The organism is Lactobacillus sp. W8172 (assembly GCF_016102055.1).
Classification (GTDB): Bacteria; Bacillota; Bacilli; order Lactobacillales; family Lactobacillaceae; genus Lactobacillus; species Lactobacillus apis_A.
Window position 1 is genome coordinate 27,460 of the sequence record NZ_JACFPG010000003.1, and the last position, 16,373, is coordinate 43,832.

Genomic DNA, 16,373 nt, shown 5'->3' on the forward strand with positions numbered 1-16,373 from the left:
AACAATAATTAGATTAATTTTTAGCAAAAAGGTGATAGTTGTGGCAACAGCACAAGACGTTGCAACACTTGCCGGTGTCTCTATCGGCTCTGTTTCAAATTACCTAAACGGTAAACAGCAAAGAAAAAGCACAGCAGAAAAAATCAAAAAAGCAATGGAACAACTGGATTACCATCAAAATATTATTGCCAGTGGTTTAAAGAAAAACAAGACTATGTCAATTGGAATTGTAATTAATCAACTAACTGACTTTTTTTCTATGTCCATCGTTTCAGCAATTGAAGCTTATGTTGAACAATTTGGCTACAGCATCATTGTTTGCGATTACCATGATGATAAAAAACGTTTTGAACAAAAGTTGGACTTTTTATTGGATCATTCAGTTGATGCCATTATTGTCTTCCACCAAGATTTTGCTACCAAAATGCTGAAAAAAGTGGCTGCAAAACATATTCCAATTGTTGCAATCGATGCGCCAATCAGGGGCCTCAAATCAGATGTTGTTGTAGTTAATAACTATGAATCATCAAAAATTGGTGTTAACTACCTAATTAATAAGGGGCATCACAAAATCGGCATCATCACCGGAACGGCTAAAAACTACATTTCGCGGGAAAGACAACGTGGCTATGAAGATGCTCTAAAGGAACATCAACTTCGAAACGATCAAACAACAATTTGGACCGGTGACTATTCCATTCAATCAGGTTGTGATGGTTTTAACGAACTAATTACTAAAAATCCAGATCTCGATGCTCTGTTTATTATCAATTATTATATGTCTCTAGGGGCAATCAAAGCCTATCGTGAAAGTAACTTACACCCTAAAATTGAATTTCTTGTATACGATCACTTTTTTGTTAATGATCTCTTCTTCCCTGAAATAAGTTCAATTGAACAGCCTGTCGATCAAATAGGCACAACCGCAGGAAAACTATTAATTAATCGCCTATCCAAACCAAATAGCAGTGATTTTCAAACCGTTTACTGTAATAATATTCTTCGCTTAAAATAGAAAGCGCTTGCTTTTACCCACTATTGAGCTTATAATTAACCTGTAATTTGAAATGATTCATTTTTAAAGTATCTGTATTATTTTAGAAATGATGAGATTTAAATTTTTTATTTTGTTAAAACTTGAATCGATTCAAGTTAAGGAGGAAAAAATGAATATCTTATTAGCATGTGGCGGTGGCATGAGTTCATCAATTTTGGCAACAGCTTTAGCAAAAGAAGCTGCTGGCCATCAGCAAGACTGGAATGTCCACGAAACTAGTATTGACAAAGTTGAAGATGACTTGAATGAAAACGACTATCAAGTGATTTTACTAGCACCTCAAGTGTCTTTTAAAAAGAATGACTTCGAAGAAATAGCAGCAGAAAAGAATGCCAAGTTCGTTTTGATTCCAATGACAATGTATACTCCCGCTAAAGTGGACAAATTGTATGAGCTAATCGTAAAGGAGACCGAATAATGAATTTTGATACGATTTCTGCAAAAATGGGACAAGTTGCTAACAACCGCTACTTGACTGCTATCAGAGACGGTATGTCAGTAATTATCCCTGTTTCAATTATTGGCTCGTTTTTTACTATTTTACTGAATTTGCCAATTGATGCCTGGAAAAACTTTATTCAACCATACGCATCAATGCTATCAGTGCCAATGTACTATTCCATCAACTTGATGGCGATTTACTGTGTTTTTTCAATTACATCACATTTATCCAAGTACTATAAAATTGACCCAATCTCAACCAGTGTTTTGGCCGAAATGTCTTTCTTTATCTTAGCAATTAATCCAATTGTCCTTGATAAAGCCAAGGCCGGTATTGCACCTGGAACTTACATGTCAATTGGTAATATGGGGGCTCAAGGACTCTTCACTGCCATTCTTTGTGCAATCTTTTCGACTGAAGTTGTTCGACTTTTTACTCAACACAATTGGGTAATCAAAATGCCTGATGGTGTACCAGCTGCTGTTGGTAAATCATTCAGTGCCTTACTTCCTGGTATTTTAATTATTATTGTTTCTTTTGTTTTGAAAGAAATTTTCAAACTTGATATTAATGCCATTTTAACCTGGGTATTCTCACCAATTGGCTACTTTGGTCGTGATAACTTCTTATCAGCAATCATTCCTGTGTTCTTAATCACTATCATTTGGTTGTTTGGTGTACACGGAATGGTTATTGCTACACCAATTCTTTACCCATACTGGTATGCTAACCTTAACGCCAACGTTGCTGCAGTTGCTCATGGTCAAGCTCCAGTTCACTTCATGACGGAGCAGTTTTTCCAATGGTTTGTTTGGATTGGTGGTGCTGGTGCTACCCTTTCACTCGCAATTCTTTTAGCTTTTGCTGGAAAATCTAAGTTTAGTAAAACAATGGGTGCTGTAACTTTGGTACCAGCAATTTTCAACATTAACGAACCTCTGATTTTCGGTATTCCAATCATTATGAACCCATACTTTGCTATTCCATTTGTTTTAGCACCTACTGCAATGGCAGCTATGACTTATGTGGCAATGAAATTACATCTTGTAGCTTATACAACCGCAGTTGCACCTTGGACTTTGCCTGGACCAATTGGCGCTTGGATGGCAACAGGATTTGATTGGCGCGCCATCGTTTTATGTATTGTTAACATTTTGATTTCTCTAGTTATTTACTACCCGTTCTTCAAGATGTTCGATAATAATCAACTGAAATTAGAGCAAGGAGCAAAAGAATAATGTACGGAATTTCGGTTTATCCAAATAAAAGTAGCGTGAAAGAATGTATCAACTATATTGATCGTGCTGCGGAACTAGGATATAGTCGACTTTTCACCAGTTTACTAGAGCTTAATGACGATCAAGAAGCTATTCTAAATAAATTTAACGAAGTTCTGCTTCATGCTCACGAAAAAGGCATGTGGGTCAGCTTAGATGTTAACCCTGGCTTATTTGACAGCTTAAATGTTAGTTACAACGACTTATCCTTTTTTAAAGAGCTTGGAGCCGATATTGTACGTCTAGATTCAAATTTTGATGGTATGCCTGAGTCAATCATGACTTATAACCCAGAAGATTTATCAATTGAAGTTAACATTAGTAATGACACAGGAAATTTGGCTAATATCTTTAGCTATAGTCCAAACAAAGGAAAAATTATCGGCTGCCACAATTTTTATCCCCAACGTTATACCGGTTTAGACACTGATTATTTTTTAAAAACTACGCGTAAATACCATGATATGGGTATAAGAACAGCTGCCTTTGTATCTTCTAACACTGGAGAAATCGGACCACATCCATATAATGCGGGTTTGCCGACACTAGAAATTCACCGCAATTTACCTATTGAAAAGCAAGCACAGTACTTAATCAACACACAGCTAATTGATGATGTGATTATTGGTAACGCTTTTGCTAGTGATGATGAACTAGCAAAAATTGCTAAACTAGATTCACAAGTTCCACAATTTTTCGTTGAATTTACTCCAACTGCAACTGCTCTTGAAAAAGAAATTGTTTTAGAAAACTTACACTTTAACCGTGGAGATATTAACAGCTATGCCGTTCGTTCTACATTTGTAAAACTTAAATATAATAAGCAGGATTTACCTGTTAATAATCCAGTAGATCAGTTAAAGCCCGGAATGATCACAATTGGTAACAATGATTTCGATCAGTATAAAGGCGAACTAAATATCGTTAAGCAAGAAATGGATAACAGCGACCATCTAAAAAATGTTGTTGCACAAATTGTTCCTAGCGATTTGCAATTCATTGATTTTATTAAGCCATGGGATAAATTTAAATTTATTGACCTCAGCAATTACTAAAGGAGTAACTATGGAAGGTTTAGAAGAAATTAGTTTTGAAATTATCAGTCATTCTGGTCAAGCAAAAGCTGAAATTATGGAAGCAGTGTCGCGCTCTCGCTCAGGTAATGAAGACCCACAACCATTACTTGATTCAGCAAAAGAAGAGCTTAAGCAGGCTCAAAACAGCCATTTAAAAGCACTATCAGATTTTGCCAAAACAGGTGATAGCAAAATTGATCCCTTATATATGCATGCCGAGGATCAGATGATTACCGCTGAAAGTTTTTTAGACTTTGCAACAGAACTGATCAAAACTAACTTAGAATTAGCAAAGTTAAAGCAAGAATTACAGAATCAGAGCAACTAATACTTTATCCCACAAAACTATTAATTGATTCAACAATTCACAAATAGTTGAAAGTAGAAATAATGAAAATAGAAAATAAAATCGCAAACTTTGAAAAAATGGGTATTGGCTTATTTGTTCATTGGGGACTTTATTCCAAGTTCTCTAAGGGTGAATGGTCACAAAACATTTTAAATATCCCAGAATATCAAGCAGCTTTTAATGAATTTAATCCTGCAGAAGAAAATATTCGTAATTTAGTTAGACTAGCAAAAAAGAGTGGCTTTAAGTACATTGTCCTAACTGCTAAACATCATGATGGCTTTTATCTCTTTGATACTAAAGGAATCAACTCTTTTGATAGCATTCATACTCCCTTTAGTAAAGATGTGATTAAAATCTTTACTGATGAATGTCATCGACAAAACATTTCTCCTTTTATTTATTACGCTACCTATGACTGGAATAACGATAAATATAATAATGATTTTACTGGTTATTTATCAGAGCTACGCGAGTTAATTAAACTTTTATGTACCAACTATGGTGAAATTGGTGGTTTTTGGTTTGACGGAAATTGGGACAAACCCAATGCTGATTGGCAAGAGCAGCAACTTTATGATGAAATAAGACAACTACAGCCTAATGCAATAATTACTAACAATACAGGCTTAGAGAGGCAAGGAACAAGTGAAGGAAGAGATGTTGATGTTTTAACCTTTGAACGTGGTGATCCTAAGTCCATTACACATATTCAAAATGAACGCTATTTAGCCGCTGAAACATCCCTAACTCTCAACAAACACTGGGGTAACGCTCAAAACGACCTTAACTACCTTTCTGCTCACGATTTAATCGAACAAATTTGCCGTACCAGAAAAGTAGGCGCAAATTTATTGATTAATGCTGGACCTGAATTCGATGGCTCTCTGAGCATTCACTGTCAGTCAATGATTGAAATAGTCGGAGCCTGGATGGCCATCAACCACGAAGCAATCTATCATACCAATAATTTTGAACATCCAACATATAAAACATGTTCAAATGATGATGACTTTATCAAAGGTGATTACTTGTTTGTTGATAATTTAGGCAATATTGGTAACAGTAATGTTGTACTTGGCGGTGAGGAAAATCGCAAACTTACTTTTAATGATTTTCCTTCACGTCCAATAACCCGCATAAGTTGGCTCGATAACCAGCAAGAAGTTCAATTTAAGCAAGATTCTGAAACTAACACGTTAGAAATTGAAGCAAATGGATTTGAGTACGGAACCAACTTGGTTGAGCGTGTAGCTAAAATTTATTATTGATTTTATATTTCAAACTTATTAGCTAAAACATTTATAAACAAATAGCTCCGAATTACTTTCGGAGCTATTTTTGCTTATAAAAATATATTAGTTTGTTTTTGCGACTTTTTCCAAGGTACGAATCATTTGTGCTACAAAGCCTGATTCGTTATCATACCAAGCGTAACCTTTAACTATTTGATCACCGTCTTTACCTGAAACAACTTGGGTCAAGGTTGGGTCAAAGACAGAACCAAACTCTGTTCCAATAATGTCAGAGGAGACAATCTGGTCTTCATTGCAGCCAAAAGTTACACTGTTCTCAGTATGCTTTTTTACTCTTCTGTTGAATTCTTCAGCAGTTACTTTTTCTTCAACAACTGCTACTAGCTCAGTTAATGAACCAGTAATTACCGGAACACGTTCAGCAATACCTGTTAGTCTGCCCTCTAGTTCAGGAATAACTAAGCCGATTGCCTTAGCAGCTCCAGTTGAGTGTGGAATAATATTAGCAGCCGCAGCACGAGCATTACGTACATTGCCTCCGCGATCTGGACCATCTTGTAACATTTGTGTAGCGGTGTAAGCATGAAGCGTGGTCATGATTCCTTCTTTGATGCCAAATTCATCGTTCATAGCTTTAGCGAGTGGTGCTAAACAGTTAGTTGTACATGAACCTGCTGAAAGAATTCGATCATCTGGCTTTATCTGGTCATCATTAACATTATAGACAATTGTCTTCATGTTGCCTGCTGGAGCAGAAATCAAAACTTTCTTCACTCCTGCATCTAGATGAGCTTGAGCCTTTTCAGTAGAAGTATAAAAACCTGTACATTCAAGTACAATTTTTATTCCGTTATTTTTAACCCAAGGTATTTTAGCCGCATCTTTTTCAGCGTATACTGGAATACTCTTTCCATCAATCACAATACTATCATCTGTTGCAGAAACATCGTGCTTAAAATTGCCATGTGCTGTATCATATTTTAGCAAGTGTGCTAACATAGCTGGTGAGGTTAAATCGTTAATTGCAACGATTTCCAAATCTTTACTATCAATGTCATATATCCGACGTAAAGCTAATCGGCCAATACGGCCAAAACCATTAATACCAATTTTTGTAGTCATATTATGTTCCCCCTTTGATTACATGATTAGTATATTAGACAAAAATCGCTCTGCATAATCCTAGATTGTAATAGGGTTATCACTTTTAATAATAGGGTGTAACATGAACTTTAACGATTTATATATTTTTAAAACAATTTATGAGTTAAAATCAATCAACAAAGCTGCATTAAAGCTGGGCTATACCCAGTCAAATATTACTGCACGACTTAAGGTCCTTGAAAAAGAAGTTAATGCTCCGCTTTTTGTTCGTTCTAATTTAGGTGTCAGACCGACTAGCAGCGGAGAAAAAATGTACAAATTTGCAACTGTAACCTTGCAAAATTATCAGGACTTAAAGGCAAGCTTAACAACCAGCAAACCACAAATTTTGATTGCTGAACTCCTTTTTGGCTATCTGATTACTAAAAAGTCCAAGTTCTTAATTAATCGCTACGAAGTGATTATTAAAAATACTGATGCGATTCAGGAACTACTGACTAAAAAGACATATGATATTGTAATGACTTTCGTTCCAATCAGTTCCTCCAATTACCTATTAACAGAAAAAAGCAGTTTACAATCATGCTTTTTAACTGGAAAAGGCACTGAAAACAAAAAAATACCTGTCGCAATCAACGCTGATTTCAATTGCCCGTTTCGAGATTTAACTTTACAGCTGGCATCAAATAAAGGCGAAATCATCGAAATTGATTCACTCGAGATGATCTTACAACTAGTGAAGCAAGGCAAAGCGACAGCACTTCTGCCAAAATACTTAATTAGTGATGATTTAGTACCGGCAAATAAGCAAACTTGGGAAATTCCTTATTATTCATATCGCTATCATTTTTAATAAAAAAGGCGCTCATTACTAAAGTAAAGGCGTCTTTTTCTATAACCGTTTTAAATATGTTTCATAAACTGGACAAAGTTCAAATGCATATTGCTGATATATTTTCATTGAAAGCTGATCGATTGAGTCAAACTCTCCAGCTAAAACTTGAAAGTTCTTGTTTGCCCACAGTAACAATATTTGTTGCAACTCCATTAATCTACTCAAGTCACCTGCTCCCATCCAACCTAATGTTAGTTCTTTTGGATTATCTTCAAAAGAAAAGCAATACGCCTCAATTTGATTCATAGAAATCAATGCTAATGGTGCATCTTCTAACTGCTCTGCAAAAACCATGTTATCCCATTCAACTAGAGGTATTTCAGCTACTGGATTGACTAAGTGATTTCTCTGATAATCCCTAAAAGAAATTTGTGCTATTTTTTCACGCATCTCAGAATCAAGTTGTAATTGGCGTAAAGTAATAGCTTTTAAGTTACTCTTCTTTATTGGTGTTAAGCCCTCCATAGCACTTTGCAATGACATTTTGGGTTCAACCGTTTTCCGAATCAAGTTGAAGCCATCATCTTGCGCTAAAAAATTGAAAAGTAACTGTGGCGCGTAGTCATAAGTAATCAAAGCCTGGCAGTTCTCCTGCTGCGCCTTCTTAGTTAGGTCTGCAACAATTTGAAGATAAACTCGTTCTAACTCTGCTGCGGAAAAGTTAGGGCTGAGATAAGCCGCAAAACTTAAAGAATAAGGATGAAATCCATTTTTCCAGTAAGTACTTATACCCACTATCTTATTTCCCAGGCAATAAGTTCTCACGTTTTGAGGATATTGCTTTGTTGCAGTTTTGATTTCCCTATCCTCAATAACGTCAGCTAATAATTCATCATACATAGTAAATTTCTAACTCTCCTAACCTGCTCTGACCAGTTAGAACTAAAGTAGGTCCTCCACCAGTTGACTCCCCGTTAATCTCTAATTCGCCCAAAGTCACATCTAGTCTCCTGCTATCAATTTCCCATGATTTAGGAATGTAAATCTCTACTTCTCCTAACGAGGCATTAATATCCATAGTGATAAATGCGCCTGCAGGTTTAGCTTGATCAAGGTATATCTCGGCTTCGCCTAAAGATGAGTTAACCGTAACTCTACGTAAGTTTTGTGAATGAACATAACGCGAAACGGATGATAAATGCTGATTAATTACTATGTCCTCGCCCTCAATCGTACTGGTGCTAGATTCAATAAAATCGCCTTGATCAGAATCATCTTTTTTATAGCCAAAATAAAATTTAGGCCAGAAGCTTTTTTTGAAGATCATTGTGAAACCAATGTAAAGTAACAGTGCTGCGATTAAAATTGTCCATGGAACGAGCTTCACGATATGTAGTGGCTTTGCATAAACAATTAATAGAAAAGCAATTGAGAAAATTGCCCCAAACAAGCTCTTATTTACGGCACTTTCAATTAAGCAAACACCAAAGACTATTGTCCAGATAATTGTGCCTATTCCCAAATGAAATGTTAATAAATGTAATTGGTTAAGAACTAAGAAAACAGCTGCAGCAACGAATGCCAACCCCCAAAATAGTTCTCTAATTTTATGCTTTCTCATTATTAAGACCTTCTTTCATTGAGTCGATCATTTAGATTACGATAGTAGTGCCGCGAAACATAGACAGTTTTATAAGAATCGCGAAAATTAATTTTGCAGTTCGAAATTGAACGTGTTAATGAATAAATTTGATTTAAATTTAAGATGGTTGATTTTGAAACACGCATAAACTGATTACTTAATAACTTCTCCAGTTCATACAGTTTATAATCAACAATAAATGCATCCCTGCACGTGTGTGCAATTACCTGTTTATCTTCAGTTTCAAAAAATAAAATCTCGTTCAAGCTCAGATAATAAGAAATATTCTCTTTTTTGCCCTCAATTTGATCAGGATGACTATTAATCCCCTGTAATTGCTGATATATCTGTTCAACTTCTGGAGTAACAGCTTTAGCATTAATAGTTACACATGTATCTTCATCATCTAAATCAGGATTTAGTTCTATTTTTATTTTCACAATTCTCACCTACCCTTCATTACTTAATGATTTAATTAAACTATTATTTTTATTTTAAATCTAGCCTTTTTGTCCAAGTGGCAATTATCTCGAACTAAGTGGACAATTATAGGCAAACAAAAAGCAGTTCATAAATAATGAACTGCTTTCACCCAAATTAATTTCGGTTTTTAATGTAATAAGGTAATTTATGAATATAAGGCAATGTACGACGTAACATACTATCCCTGTCATCTGTTTCGTCAGTTGAATTAATGACGGCAGTTTGTGCAGCAGATAATAAGTCAGATACCTCGTTAATCTCAGTAGATGATGCTACAGCTGAATTGATAGTGTCCTTTGCGAGACGCAGTATATATTTGTAATGGTAAACGCAAAGTCTATAAGGACTTTTGTTTGCATATTCATTAGTGATCTTTTCTTGATCAATTAGTTTCTGTAATTTTTGCTTGTCTATTGATGTAGCAGTCTTTGACATAGCTTTCGCCTGTTCCGGTGTATTACGGGGCTTCAAGTATGGACCTGTGAAATACATAGTGTCGCTAGCTTTAACATAAACAAGTCCGTCACCGTAGCTTGGACTGAGATAGTTTGCAAAAGATTGAGCGTTAAACGGTTCCCAAGAGTACTTCAAAAGATAGAAAAGTTCGGCTTTATTTTCACTAGGAACCCACAAGTAAATGAGGTTTTCAACGGGATATATATCATCTTTTAAAAATGTAGAATGATCTCGAGAAATATTTCTTAAAGTACCATGGATATTGTAAGTTTTAGCTGGTTGCAAAAACTTCACATGGGTGAATGCGGTATAAATTTTTAATTTTTGTCGTACTTTTTCTTTTGCAGCACGCACGCTAAGGAAAGCATCTGTTGTTCCACTAATTCGATAACTCGTGATATTTTCAGGATCATCAGATATTGCCGTAATGCGGTTCACCTTAAAAACTTTATTATTTTTAATAATAGTCTTATCTTTACCAGTACCTATAGAGTAGGGTTTCCTATCCTTATAATATTTGATTTTAACAGTTGCTTCTGAGGTGTACAGAGATTTTCCAGCAATTTGGCTAACATTAACAGCTTTAATATAACCACCAGCACCAATATTATAATAACAACTCCCTTTTATTTCCTTGTAAGGAAGCCAAGACTGATTATAGTTATCGCTGTCCATCAGGAAAAAACGTTTGCTATCACGTTCGATTGGTGCAACTGAACCTACAAAGGAAATTGTAGTGCCTTTGGCTAAACATGTTTTTGCACTGCTACCGCGATATGTGGTTAGGCGTTGTCCGTATTTGTTGTAAACATATGCACCGTGAGCTAATTTTAACTGATTATTTGAAACAGTTGCTGCTACGATATTGTTAGTAAAACTGGGTAATGAAATTAATGTAGCTAAAGTCAAGGAGCTCATAACAGCTACTAAAATAACTTTTTTAATGACTTTCATAATTAAACCTCAAAAAATATAGTTGGTTTTCTTTTTAAATTATACACTTTGAAACTTGTTTCTACTGTATTTATTTATGCAATATTTCATACAAAAAGCAGTTCATCTTACAATGAACTGCTTTTTTAGTTATTCTAATCCAACTTTTTTGAAGATCTCATCAACATGACGTAAATGATAATGATAATCAAATGCATCCGCTACATCAGCTTCTGACAAATAATCCATTATTTTACTTTCTTCAACTAGTTTTCTAAATGAAATTCCTTCATTCCATGACTTAGTTGTTAGCTTTTGAACCATATCATAAGCATCTTCACGTGAAAGACCTGCTTCATCAATTAGTTTCAGCAGTAAGCGTTGCGAATAGATTAGGCCGTATGTCTTATCCATGTTTTTGAGCATTGTTTCTGGAAAGACATCAAGGTTAGCCAAAATTCGGTTAAAACGATCTAACATATAATCAATTGCAATAGTGCTGTCAGGTAAAATAATACGTTCAGCACTTGAATGAGAAATATCCCGCTCATGCCATAGCGTTACATCTTCGTATGCCGTTACGATTTGTCCACGCAGTACTCGTGCCATTCCACAAAGGTTCTCTGAACCAATTGGATTACGCTTATGCGGCATCGCAGATGAACCTTTTTGTCCAGCGCGGAAATGTTCTTCAACTTCATGAATCTCTGAGCGTTGCAGTCCACGAATTTCAGTTGCCCAATTCTCAATACTAGTAGCAATCAATGCTAAAGTAGCAATATACTCAGCGTGCAAATCACGTGGTAAAACTTGACTCGTGATTGGTTGTTGCGTTAATCCTAATTGCTTTAAAACACTCGTTTCAATCTCTGGCGGAACATTAGCAAAAGTACCAACTGCGCCCGAAATTTTACCAGATTCAACGCCTTTGGCTGCATGCTCGAAACGTTCAATATCACGATTAATTTCCGCATACCAACGTGCAAGTTTCAAGCCGAAAGTTGTTGGCTCGGCTTGGACACCATGTGTCCGGCCCATTTCTACAGTATTTTTATATTTACGCGCCTTTTCAGCAATCGTCTTTTTCAATTCATGCAGATCTTGACGAATGATCTCATCTGCCTGCTTTAAAATATATCCTTGTGCAGTATCAACAACATCAGTTGAGGTCAAACCGAAATGAACCCACTTTTTCTCAGGCCCAAGGCTTTCAGATACCGTTCTTGTAAAAGCAACAACGTCATGATGCGTCACCTGCTCCAACTCTGCTACTCTTTCAGCAGTAAAGCTAGCATTCTTAGCTATCTTTTCCGCATCTTCTTTTGGAACTTCTCCTGCTTCACACCAAGCGTTAGTAGCCGCAATTTCAACTTTTAACCAAGCAGCATACTTGTTTTCATCTGACCAAATTTTCCCCATCTCTGGGCGTGTATAACGTTCTAACATAGATTATATTTCCCATGGATTTCGTAAAACAATCGTTTGTTCACGTTCAGGACCAACCGAAACTGTTACTAGTGGAATATCAACTAATTCAGAAATGCGGTTTAAAAACTTTTGAGCATTTTCTGGTAAATCATCCCAAGATTTTGCACCAGTTATATCTTCTTGCCAAGCAGGAAGTTCTTCATAAACTGGCTTGCAACGCTCTAATTCCTTTAAGCTTGCTGGGTAATAATCGATCTCTTGGCCATCAAGTTCATATGCTGTAGCAATTTTTACTGTATCAAAACCACTAAAAATATCTAGCAAGTTAAGGCTAAGTCCATTAATTCCAGAAACACGTTTAGCGTGACGCAAAGCAACTGAATCGAACCAACCTACACGACGTGGACGTCCTGTAACTGTTCCATATTCATGTGCAGTTTCACGAATTAAATCCCCAGTTTCATCATTAAGTTCAGTTGGGAATGGTCCAGCACCTACACGAGTTGTGTAAGCCTTGCAGACACCGATTACTGTGTTTAAGCGATTAGCGCCGACACCCATTCCACTGGCAATTCCACCTGAAATTGAGTTTGATGAAGTAACAAATGGATATGTTCCTTCATCAATATCAAGCATAATTCCTTGTGCACCTTCAAACAAAACTTTTTCGTTGTTATCAAGTGCATCGTTAACCAAAACAGAGGTATCGGTAACGTATTTCTTCATTTTTTGACCATATTCATAGTATTGGTCAAAAATGTCGTCAAATTTAAGTGCATCTTTACCATAGACTTTGGTAAAGAGTTCATTTTTCTCTTTTAAATTAGCCCGTAGTTTTTCTTCAAAGGTGTCTTTTTCAAGCAAGTCACACACTCTGATGCCAACTCTAGATGCCTTATCCATATATGCTGGACCAATTCCGTTTTTAGTAGTGCCAATCTTATTGGCACCCTTGGCTTCTTCTTGGTATTCATCCTGCAAAATATGGTACGGCATAATAATATGCGCACGGTTAGAAATCTTTAGTTTACTGGTGTCAATTCCACTTTCTTCTAGGCTTTTTACTTCACCTAGTAATACTTCTGGATTAATTACTACACCATTTCCAATAACCGCACCCTTAGCTGATGCAAAAATTCCGGAAGGAATCAAGCGCATCTTAAAAGTTTGGTCATCAATTTCAATTGTGTGTCCAGCGTTATTACCACCATTCGAGCGAACTGCATAAGCAGCTTCCTTACTAAGAAAATCGGTAATTTTACCCTTTCCTTCATCGCCCCATTGGCTTCCAACAACTGCAACTGCTGTCATTTTCATTCACCTCATCAAAATCTACAAATATCACGTGAATAGTCTAGCAATTTATAGCTATGTAGTCAAATTTAAATGCGAATTATAACCACAAGGTTATTTTAAATAGTTCGATTTTTATATTGACAAAAAAAGGCTTTTTGATTATAGTAATTTGGTTCAAAACCAAGATTTATATAGGAGCTAATTTACTCATGAGTAATTATTTTAGTGTGGAAGCTTTTGACTATGATGACATTCAGCTTGTTCCCAATAAGGGAATCATCAAAAGTAGACACGATGCAAACACAAGTGTTAAATTTGGAAACCGAACATTTAAAATTCCAGTTGTGCCAGCTAACATGGAAAGTGTTATTAATGATGAACTTGCTGTCTGGTTGGCCAAAAATGGTTATTACTATGTAATGCATCGCTTTCAGCCTGAAAAGCGCCTTGACTTCATTAAAATGATGCACGAAAAAGGGCTATTTGCATCAATTTCAGTAGGAATTAAACAGGGTGAATACGACTTTATCGATCAACTAGCCAAAGAAAACATTGTTCCAGAATACATCACGATTGACGTTGCACATGGTCATTCGGTTTATGTCATCGACATGATTAAGTACATCAAAGAAAAATTGCCTGACACTTTTTTAACTGCTGGAAACATTGCTACCCCAGAAGCAGTTCGCGAATTAGAGAATGCAGGAGCAGATGCCACTAAAGTCGGTGTTGGCCCTGGCCGTGCCTGCATTACCAAACTAAAGACTGGCTTTGGTACAGGTGGCTGGCAATTAGCCGCTTTAAGAATGTGTAGTAAAGTTGCAAGTAAACCTGTAATTGCTGACGGTGGTATTCGTTATAACGGCGATATTGCTAAATCTGTTCGATTTGGTGCAACAATGGTAATGATTGGCTCAATGCTTGCTGGTCATGAAGAATCTCCTGGTAATGTCATCAAAATCAATGGCAAAACATATAAGCAATACTGGGGATCTGCTTCAGAAGTCCAAAAGGGCGCTTATCGTAACGTTGAAGGTAAGCAAATGCTAGTGCCATACCGTGGTTCAATTGCTGATACGTTGACAGAAATGGAAGAAGATTTACAGTCTTCTATCTCCTACGCAGGTGGAAAAGACCTCAGTTCTATTAAATTAGTTGATTACGTTATTGTTAAAAACACTATTATGAGTGGTGACAAATAATTATAATAATTTTTTATTGTTATTATTAATTTGCAGTGGCATTAAATAAGTATTTCCGTTAAAATGGTATTTATCTCAGTATTGTTAGGTAGTCAGTACTGGGATTTTTTTGTGCACATTTTTCCAATAAAAAGACATCTTAGAAAAGAGGAAATTTATTGCACAAGTTAGGAAGGTACCGAAAGATCACCAAATAACAGAGCAATAGCAGAAAAAGTAGAAAAACATTTTTAGCAGGTAGTTTACTGAAAAATGGAAAAGATTGTTTCAACATCCTAGCAAGTGTTATTTCTATCAATGACACATCCTAACAAGCACATTGATGAGCGGAAGATTTTATATAATTATGCATAAGGTTGTCCAATTATCTCGGAACACATACCATGAGAAGACAGGAGTCTATATGTTATATCAGCAGTCTAACTATAATATTGCACTAGCTTCAGACCTATTGAATCATTTTTCAAAAAAACGAACGTTTCGTTATCTGGGCTTAAACCAGATAACAGGGAAAATATATTAGATACAATTGATTTTGGATAGGTGGAAGAATGAGAGAATACAAAGGCAAAAGTAGTAGAATTACAGGAATAAATAGAATTGTAAGTAAAACAAGTGTAAGAGTGATATATTCTATACTAATTGTGGTTTTAACGGCTGTCACATTATTTTATAGAAGTTGGCCAGGTCATAAACAAGCAGTAATAATACTTAGCATTATGTGGTTTCCGATAATTTGGGTTCTTGGTAAAAAGCTTAATAATAAGTATGGACCAACATTAGTTCAACTTTTAGGGACCTATATATTAGGGATATTAGCAGTATCAGTTAAGTACTTTGACATGACCAAATTGAAGCAAGAGACAATTAGTAGTATTTTATTGACGCTGGGGGCCGTCCTTTTGGGAGTGACCATTTCCCAGATAGTTACCTACTGGGGAGAATCTGATCACTTAGAAAGAAAACCTGTGAGACTGACCATTTCATTAGTAGTTTATGAATTGGCAGCAGGGTTTTTGTTTTATACCAGTATGAAGTTGTGCATAGTTGAAAAGCAACCTAAATCTGCTGCGATTTATTTACTTTTATGTTTTATATTTAATTTAGTAATTTGGTTTTGCTATTTCAGCAATTGTGGCTGGATTCTTAAGACTAACCATTTATCATTAAATTACGAATTTTGGACACTACTAATTAAATCAGTTATTAAATCGTCTCTTGCATATGGAGCGATAGTAGTTCAACTAATAACCATAGCAGAAACAAAGAAGCTAGGCAGTTATTATACTATTATTCTTGGGATTTTAACCTGCTGTGCAACAAGTTTTTATCCAATGCTAGATATGTACCAATATTGTAGGACGTGTTTAGAACCTGAGCCAATAAGGGCCAGTAAAATATAAATAAAAGAGCTGTTACACCAAGTAACAGCTCTTCTTTTTTAGGCCCTAAGAAACATTTACGTGTTATTTACAACATTTCTAATATCAATAGAACATGCAATTAAAGAAGAGGTTTAAGTTTTATTAAAACGCAT

Annotated in this window: 16 protein-coding genes; 9 read left to right on the top strand and 7 right to left on the bottom strand. The window is 35.8% G+C overall.

The window, feature by feature from the left end; genetic code table 11:
• The first annotated feature begins 40 nt into the window (after positions 1-40).
• The 6 genes from H3R21_RS04915 to H3R21_RS04940 all read left to right on the top strand — a co-directional run bounded on the left by H3R21_RS04915 (position 41) and on the right by H3R21_RS04940 (position 5,472).
• Positions 41-1,015 carry a LacI family DNA-binding transcriptional regulator gene (locus tag H3R21_RS04915; RefSeq protein ID WP_198183456.1) on the top strand — a complete coding sequence of 325 codons (975 nt, stop codon included), beginning with the start codon at positions 41-43 and terminating at the stop codon, positions 1,013-1,015.
• Between the two features lie 151 nt (positions 1,016-1,166).
• Complete coding sequence (locus H3R21_RS04920; RefSeq protein ID WP_198183457.1) at positions 1,167-1,475, top strand: PTS sugar transporter subunit IIB; 309 nt, start codon at positions 1,167-1,169, stop codon at positions 1,473-1,475.
• Positions 1,475-2,737, top strand: a complete 1,263-nt coding sequence (locus tag H3R21_RS04925) for a PTS sugar transporter subunit IIC (protein WP_198183459.1) — start codon at positions 1,475-1,477, stop codon at positions 2,735-2,737. Before H3R21_RS04920 ends, H3R21_RS04925 begins: the two co-directional genes overlap by 1 nt.
• On the top strand, positions 2,737-3,831 hold the full coding sequence (locus tag H3R21_RS04930) for a DUF871 domain-containing protein (RefSeq protein ID WP_198183461.1): 1,095 nt from the start codon (positions 2,737-2,739) through the stop codon (positions 3,829-3,831). Before H3R21_RS04925 ends, H3R21_RS04930 begins: the two co-directional genes overlap by 1 nt.
• 10 nt (positions 3,832-3,841) lie before the next feature.
• A complete protein-coding gene (locus H3R21_RS04935) occupies positions 3,842-4,180 on the top strand; it encodes a PTS lactose/cellobiose transporter subunit IIA (RefSeq protein WP_046307915.1) in 339 nt (112 codons plus the stop codon).
• A 62-nt stretch (positions 4,181-4,242) separates the two neighbouring features.
• A complete protein-coding gene (locus H3R21_RS04940) occupies positions 4,243-5,472 on the top strand; it encodes an alpha-L-fucosidase (RefSeq protein ID WP_198183463.1) in 1,230 nt (409 codons plus the stop codon).
• Between the two features lie 87 nt (positions 5,473-5,559).
• On the opposite strand, the gene gap is transcribed toward H3R21_RS04940, so the two are convergent.
• A complete protein-coding gene (gene gap, locus H3R21_RS04945) occupies positions 5,560-6,579 on the bottom strand; it encodes a type I glyceraldehyde-3-phosphate dehydrogenase (RefSeq protein ID WP_198183465.1) in 1,020 nt (339 codons plus the stop codon).
• Between the two features lie 103 nt (positions 6,580-6,682).
• On the opposite strand from gap, the gene H3R21_RS04950 reads away from it, so the two are divergent.
• Positions 6,683-7,414: a LysR family transcriptional regulator gene (locus H3R21_RS04950; RefSeq protein ID WP_198183467.1), complete on the top strand. Its 732-nt coding sequence runs from the start codon at positions 6,683-6,685 to the stop codon at positions 7,412-7,414.
• A 39-nt stretch (positions 7,415-7,453) separates the two neighbouring features.
• On the opposite strand, the gene H3R21_RS04955 is transcribed toward H3R21_RS04950, so the two are convergent.
• The 6 genes from H3R21_RS04955 to H3R21_RS04980 form a co-directional block, all read right to left on the bottom strand.
• Positions 7,454-8,296, bottom strand: coding sequence for a hypothetical protein (locus H3R21_RS04955; RefSeq protein ID WP_198183469.1), 843 nt, complete (start codon positions 8,294-8,296; stop codon positions 7,454-7,456).
• Positions 8,289-9,017, bottom strand: coding sequence for a hypothetical protein (locus H3R21_RS04960; protein WP_198183471.1), 729 nt, complete (start codon positions 9,015-9,017; stop codon positions 8,289-8,291). Before H3R21_RS04960 ends, H3R21_RS04955 begins: the two co-directional genes overlap by 8 nt.
• A gap of 2 nt (positions 9,018-9,019) precedes the next feature.
• A complete protein-coding gene (locus H3R21_RS04965; RefSeq protein ID WP_198183473.1) occupies positions 9,020-9,478 on the bottom strand; it encodes a LytTR family DNA-binding domain-containing protein in 459 nt (152 codons plus the stop codon).
• Between the two features lie 157 nt (positions 9,479-9,635).
• Positions 9,636-10,931: an SLAP domain-containing protein gene (locus tag H3R21_RS04970; RefSeq protein ID WP_198183476.1), complete on the bottom strand. Its 1,296-nt coding sequence runs from the start codon at positions 10,929-10,931 to the stop codon at positions 9,636-9,638.
• Between the two features lie 129 nt (positions 10,932-11,060).
• On the bottom strand, positions 11,061-12,356 hold the full coding sequence (gene purB / locus H3R21_RS04975; protein WP_198183478.1) for an adenylosuccinate lyase: 1,296 nt from the start codon (positions 12,354-12,356) through the stop codon (positions 11,061-11,063).
• 3 nt (positions 12,357-12,359) lie between these two features.
• Positions 12,360-13,649 carry an adenylosuccinate synthase gene (locus H3R21_RS04980; RefSeq protein ID WP_109715946.1) on the bottom strand — a complete coding sequence of 430 codons (1,290 nt, stop codon included), beginning with the start codon at positions 13,647-13,649 and terminating at the stop codon, positions 12,360-12,362.
• Positions 13,650-13,843: 194 nt separating this feature from the next.
• Between H3R21_RS04980 and H3R21_RS04985 the strand changes: the two genes are divergently transcribed.
• Together H3R21_RS04985 and H3R21_RS04990 are read left to right on the top strand one after the other, a co-directional pair.
• Positions 13,844-14,836 (top strand): GMP reductase, encoded by a 993-nt coding sequence (locus H3R21_RS04985; RefSeq protein ID WP_198183480.1) that lies wholly within the window; start codon positions 13,844-13,846, stop codon positions 14,834-14,836.
• A 551-nt stretch (positions 14,837-15,387) separates the two neighbouring features.
• Positions 15,388-16,239, top strand: a complete 852-nt coding sequence (locus tag H3R21_RS04990; protein ID WP_198183482.1) for a hypothetical protein — start codon at positions 15,388-15,390, stop codon at positions 16,237-16,239.
• Positions 16,240-16,373 lie beyond the last annotated feature (134 nt).

Bases quoted from the DNA above. Each gene is read 5' to 3' on its own strand.
- H3R21_RS04920 (WP_198183457.1), top strand. From the start codon at position 1,167: ATGAATATCTTATTAGCATGTGGCGGTGGCATGAGTTCATCAATTTTG.
- H3R21_RS04925 (WP_198183459.1), top strand. From the start codon at position 1,475: ATGAATTTTGATACGATTTCTGCAAAAATGGGACAAGTTGCTAACAAC.
- H3R21_RS04930 (WP_198183461.1), top strand. From the start codon at position 2,737: ATGTACGGAATTTCGGTTTATCCAAATAAAAGTAGCGTGAAAGAATGT.
- H3R21_RS04935 (WP_046307915.1), top strand. From the start codon at position 3,842: ATGGAAGGTTTAGAAGAAATTAGTTTTGAAATTATCAGTCATTCTGGT.
- H3R21_RS04940 (WP_198183463.1), top strand. From the start codon at position 4,243: ATGAAAATAGAAAATAAAATCGCAAACTTTGAAAAAATGGGTATTGGC.
- gap (WP_198183465.1), bottom strand. From the start codon at position 6,579: ATGACTACAAAAATTGGTATTAATGGTTTTGGCCGTATTGGCCGATTA.
- H3R21_RS04950 (WP_198183467.1), top strand. From the start codon at position 6,683: ATGAACTTTAACGATTTATATATTTTTAAAACAATTTATGAGTTAAAA.
- H3R21_RS04955 (WP_198183469.1), bottom strand. From the start codon at position 8,296: ATGTATGATGAATTATTAGCTGACGTTATTGAGGATAGGGAAATCAAA.
- H3R21_RS04960 (WP_198183471.1), bottom strand. From the start codon at position 9,017: ATGAGAAAGCATAAAATTAGAGAACTATTTTGGGGGTTGGCATTCGTT.
- H3R21_RS04970 (WP_198183476.1), bottom strand. From the start codon at position 10,931: ATGAAAGTCATTAAAAAAGTTATTTTAGTAGCTGTTATGAGCTCCTTG.
- purB (WP_198183478.1), bottom strand. From the start codon at position 12,356: ATGTTAGAACGTTATACACGCCCAGAGATGGGGAAAATTTGGTCAGAT.
- H3R21_RS04980 (WP_109715946.1), bottom strand. From the start codon at position 13,649: ATGACAGCAGTTGCAGTTGTTGGAAGCCAATGGGGCGATGAAGGAAAG.
- H3R21_RS04985 (WP_198183480.1), top strand. From the start codon at position 13,844: ATGAGTAATTATTTTAGTGTGGAAGCTTTTGACTATGATGACATTCAG.
- H3R21_RS04990 (WP_198183482.1), top strand. From the start codon at position 15,388: ATGAGAGAATACAAAGGCAAAAGTAGTAGAATTACAGGAATAAATAGA.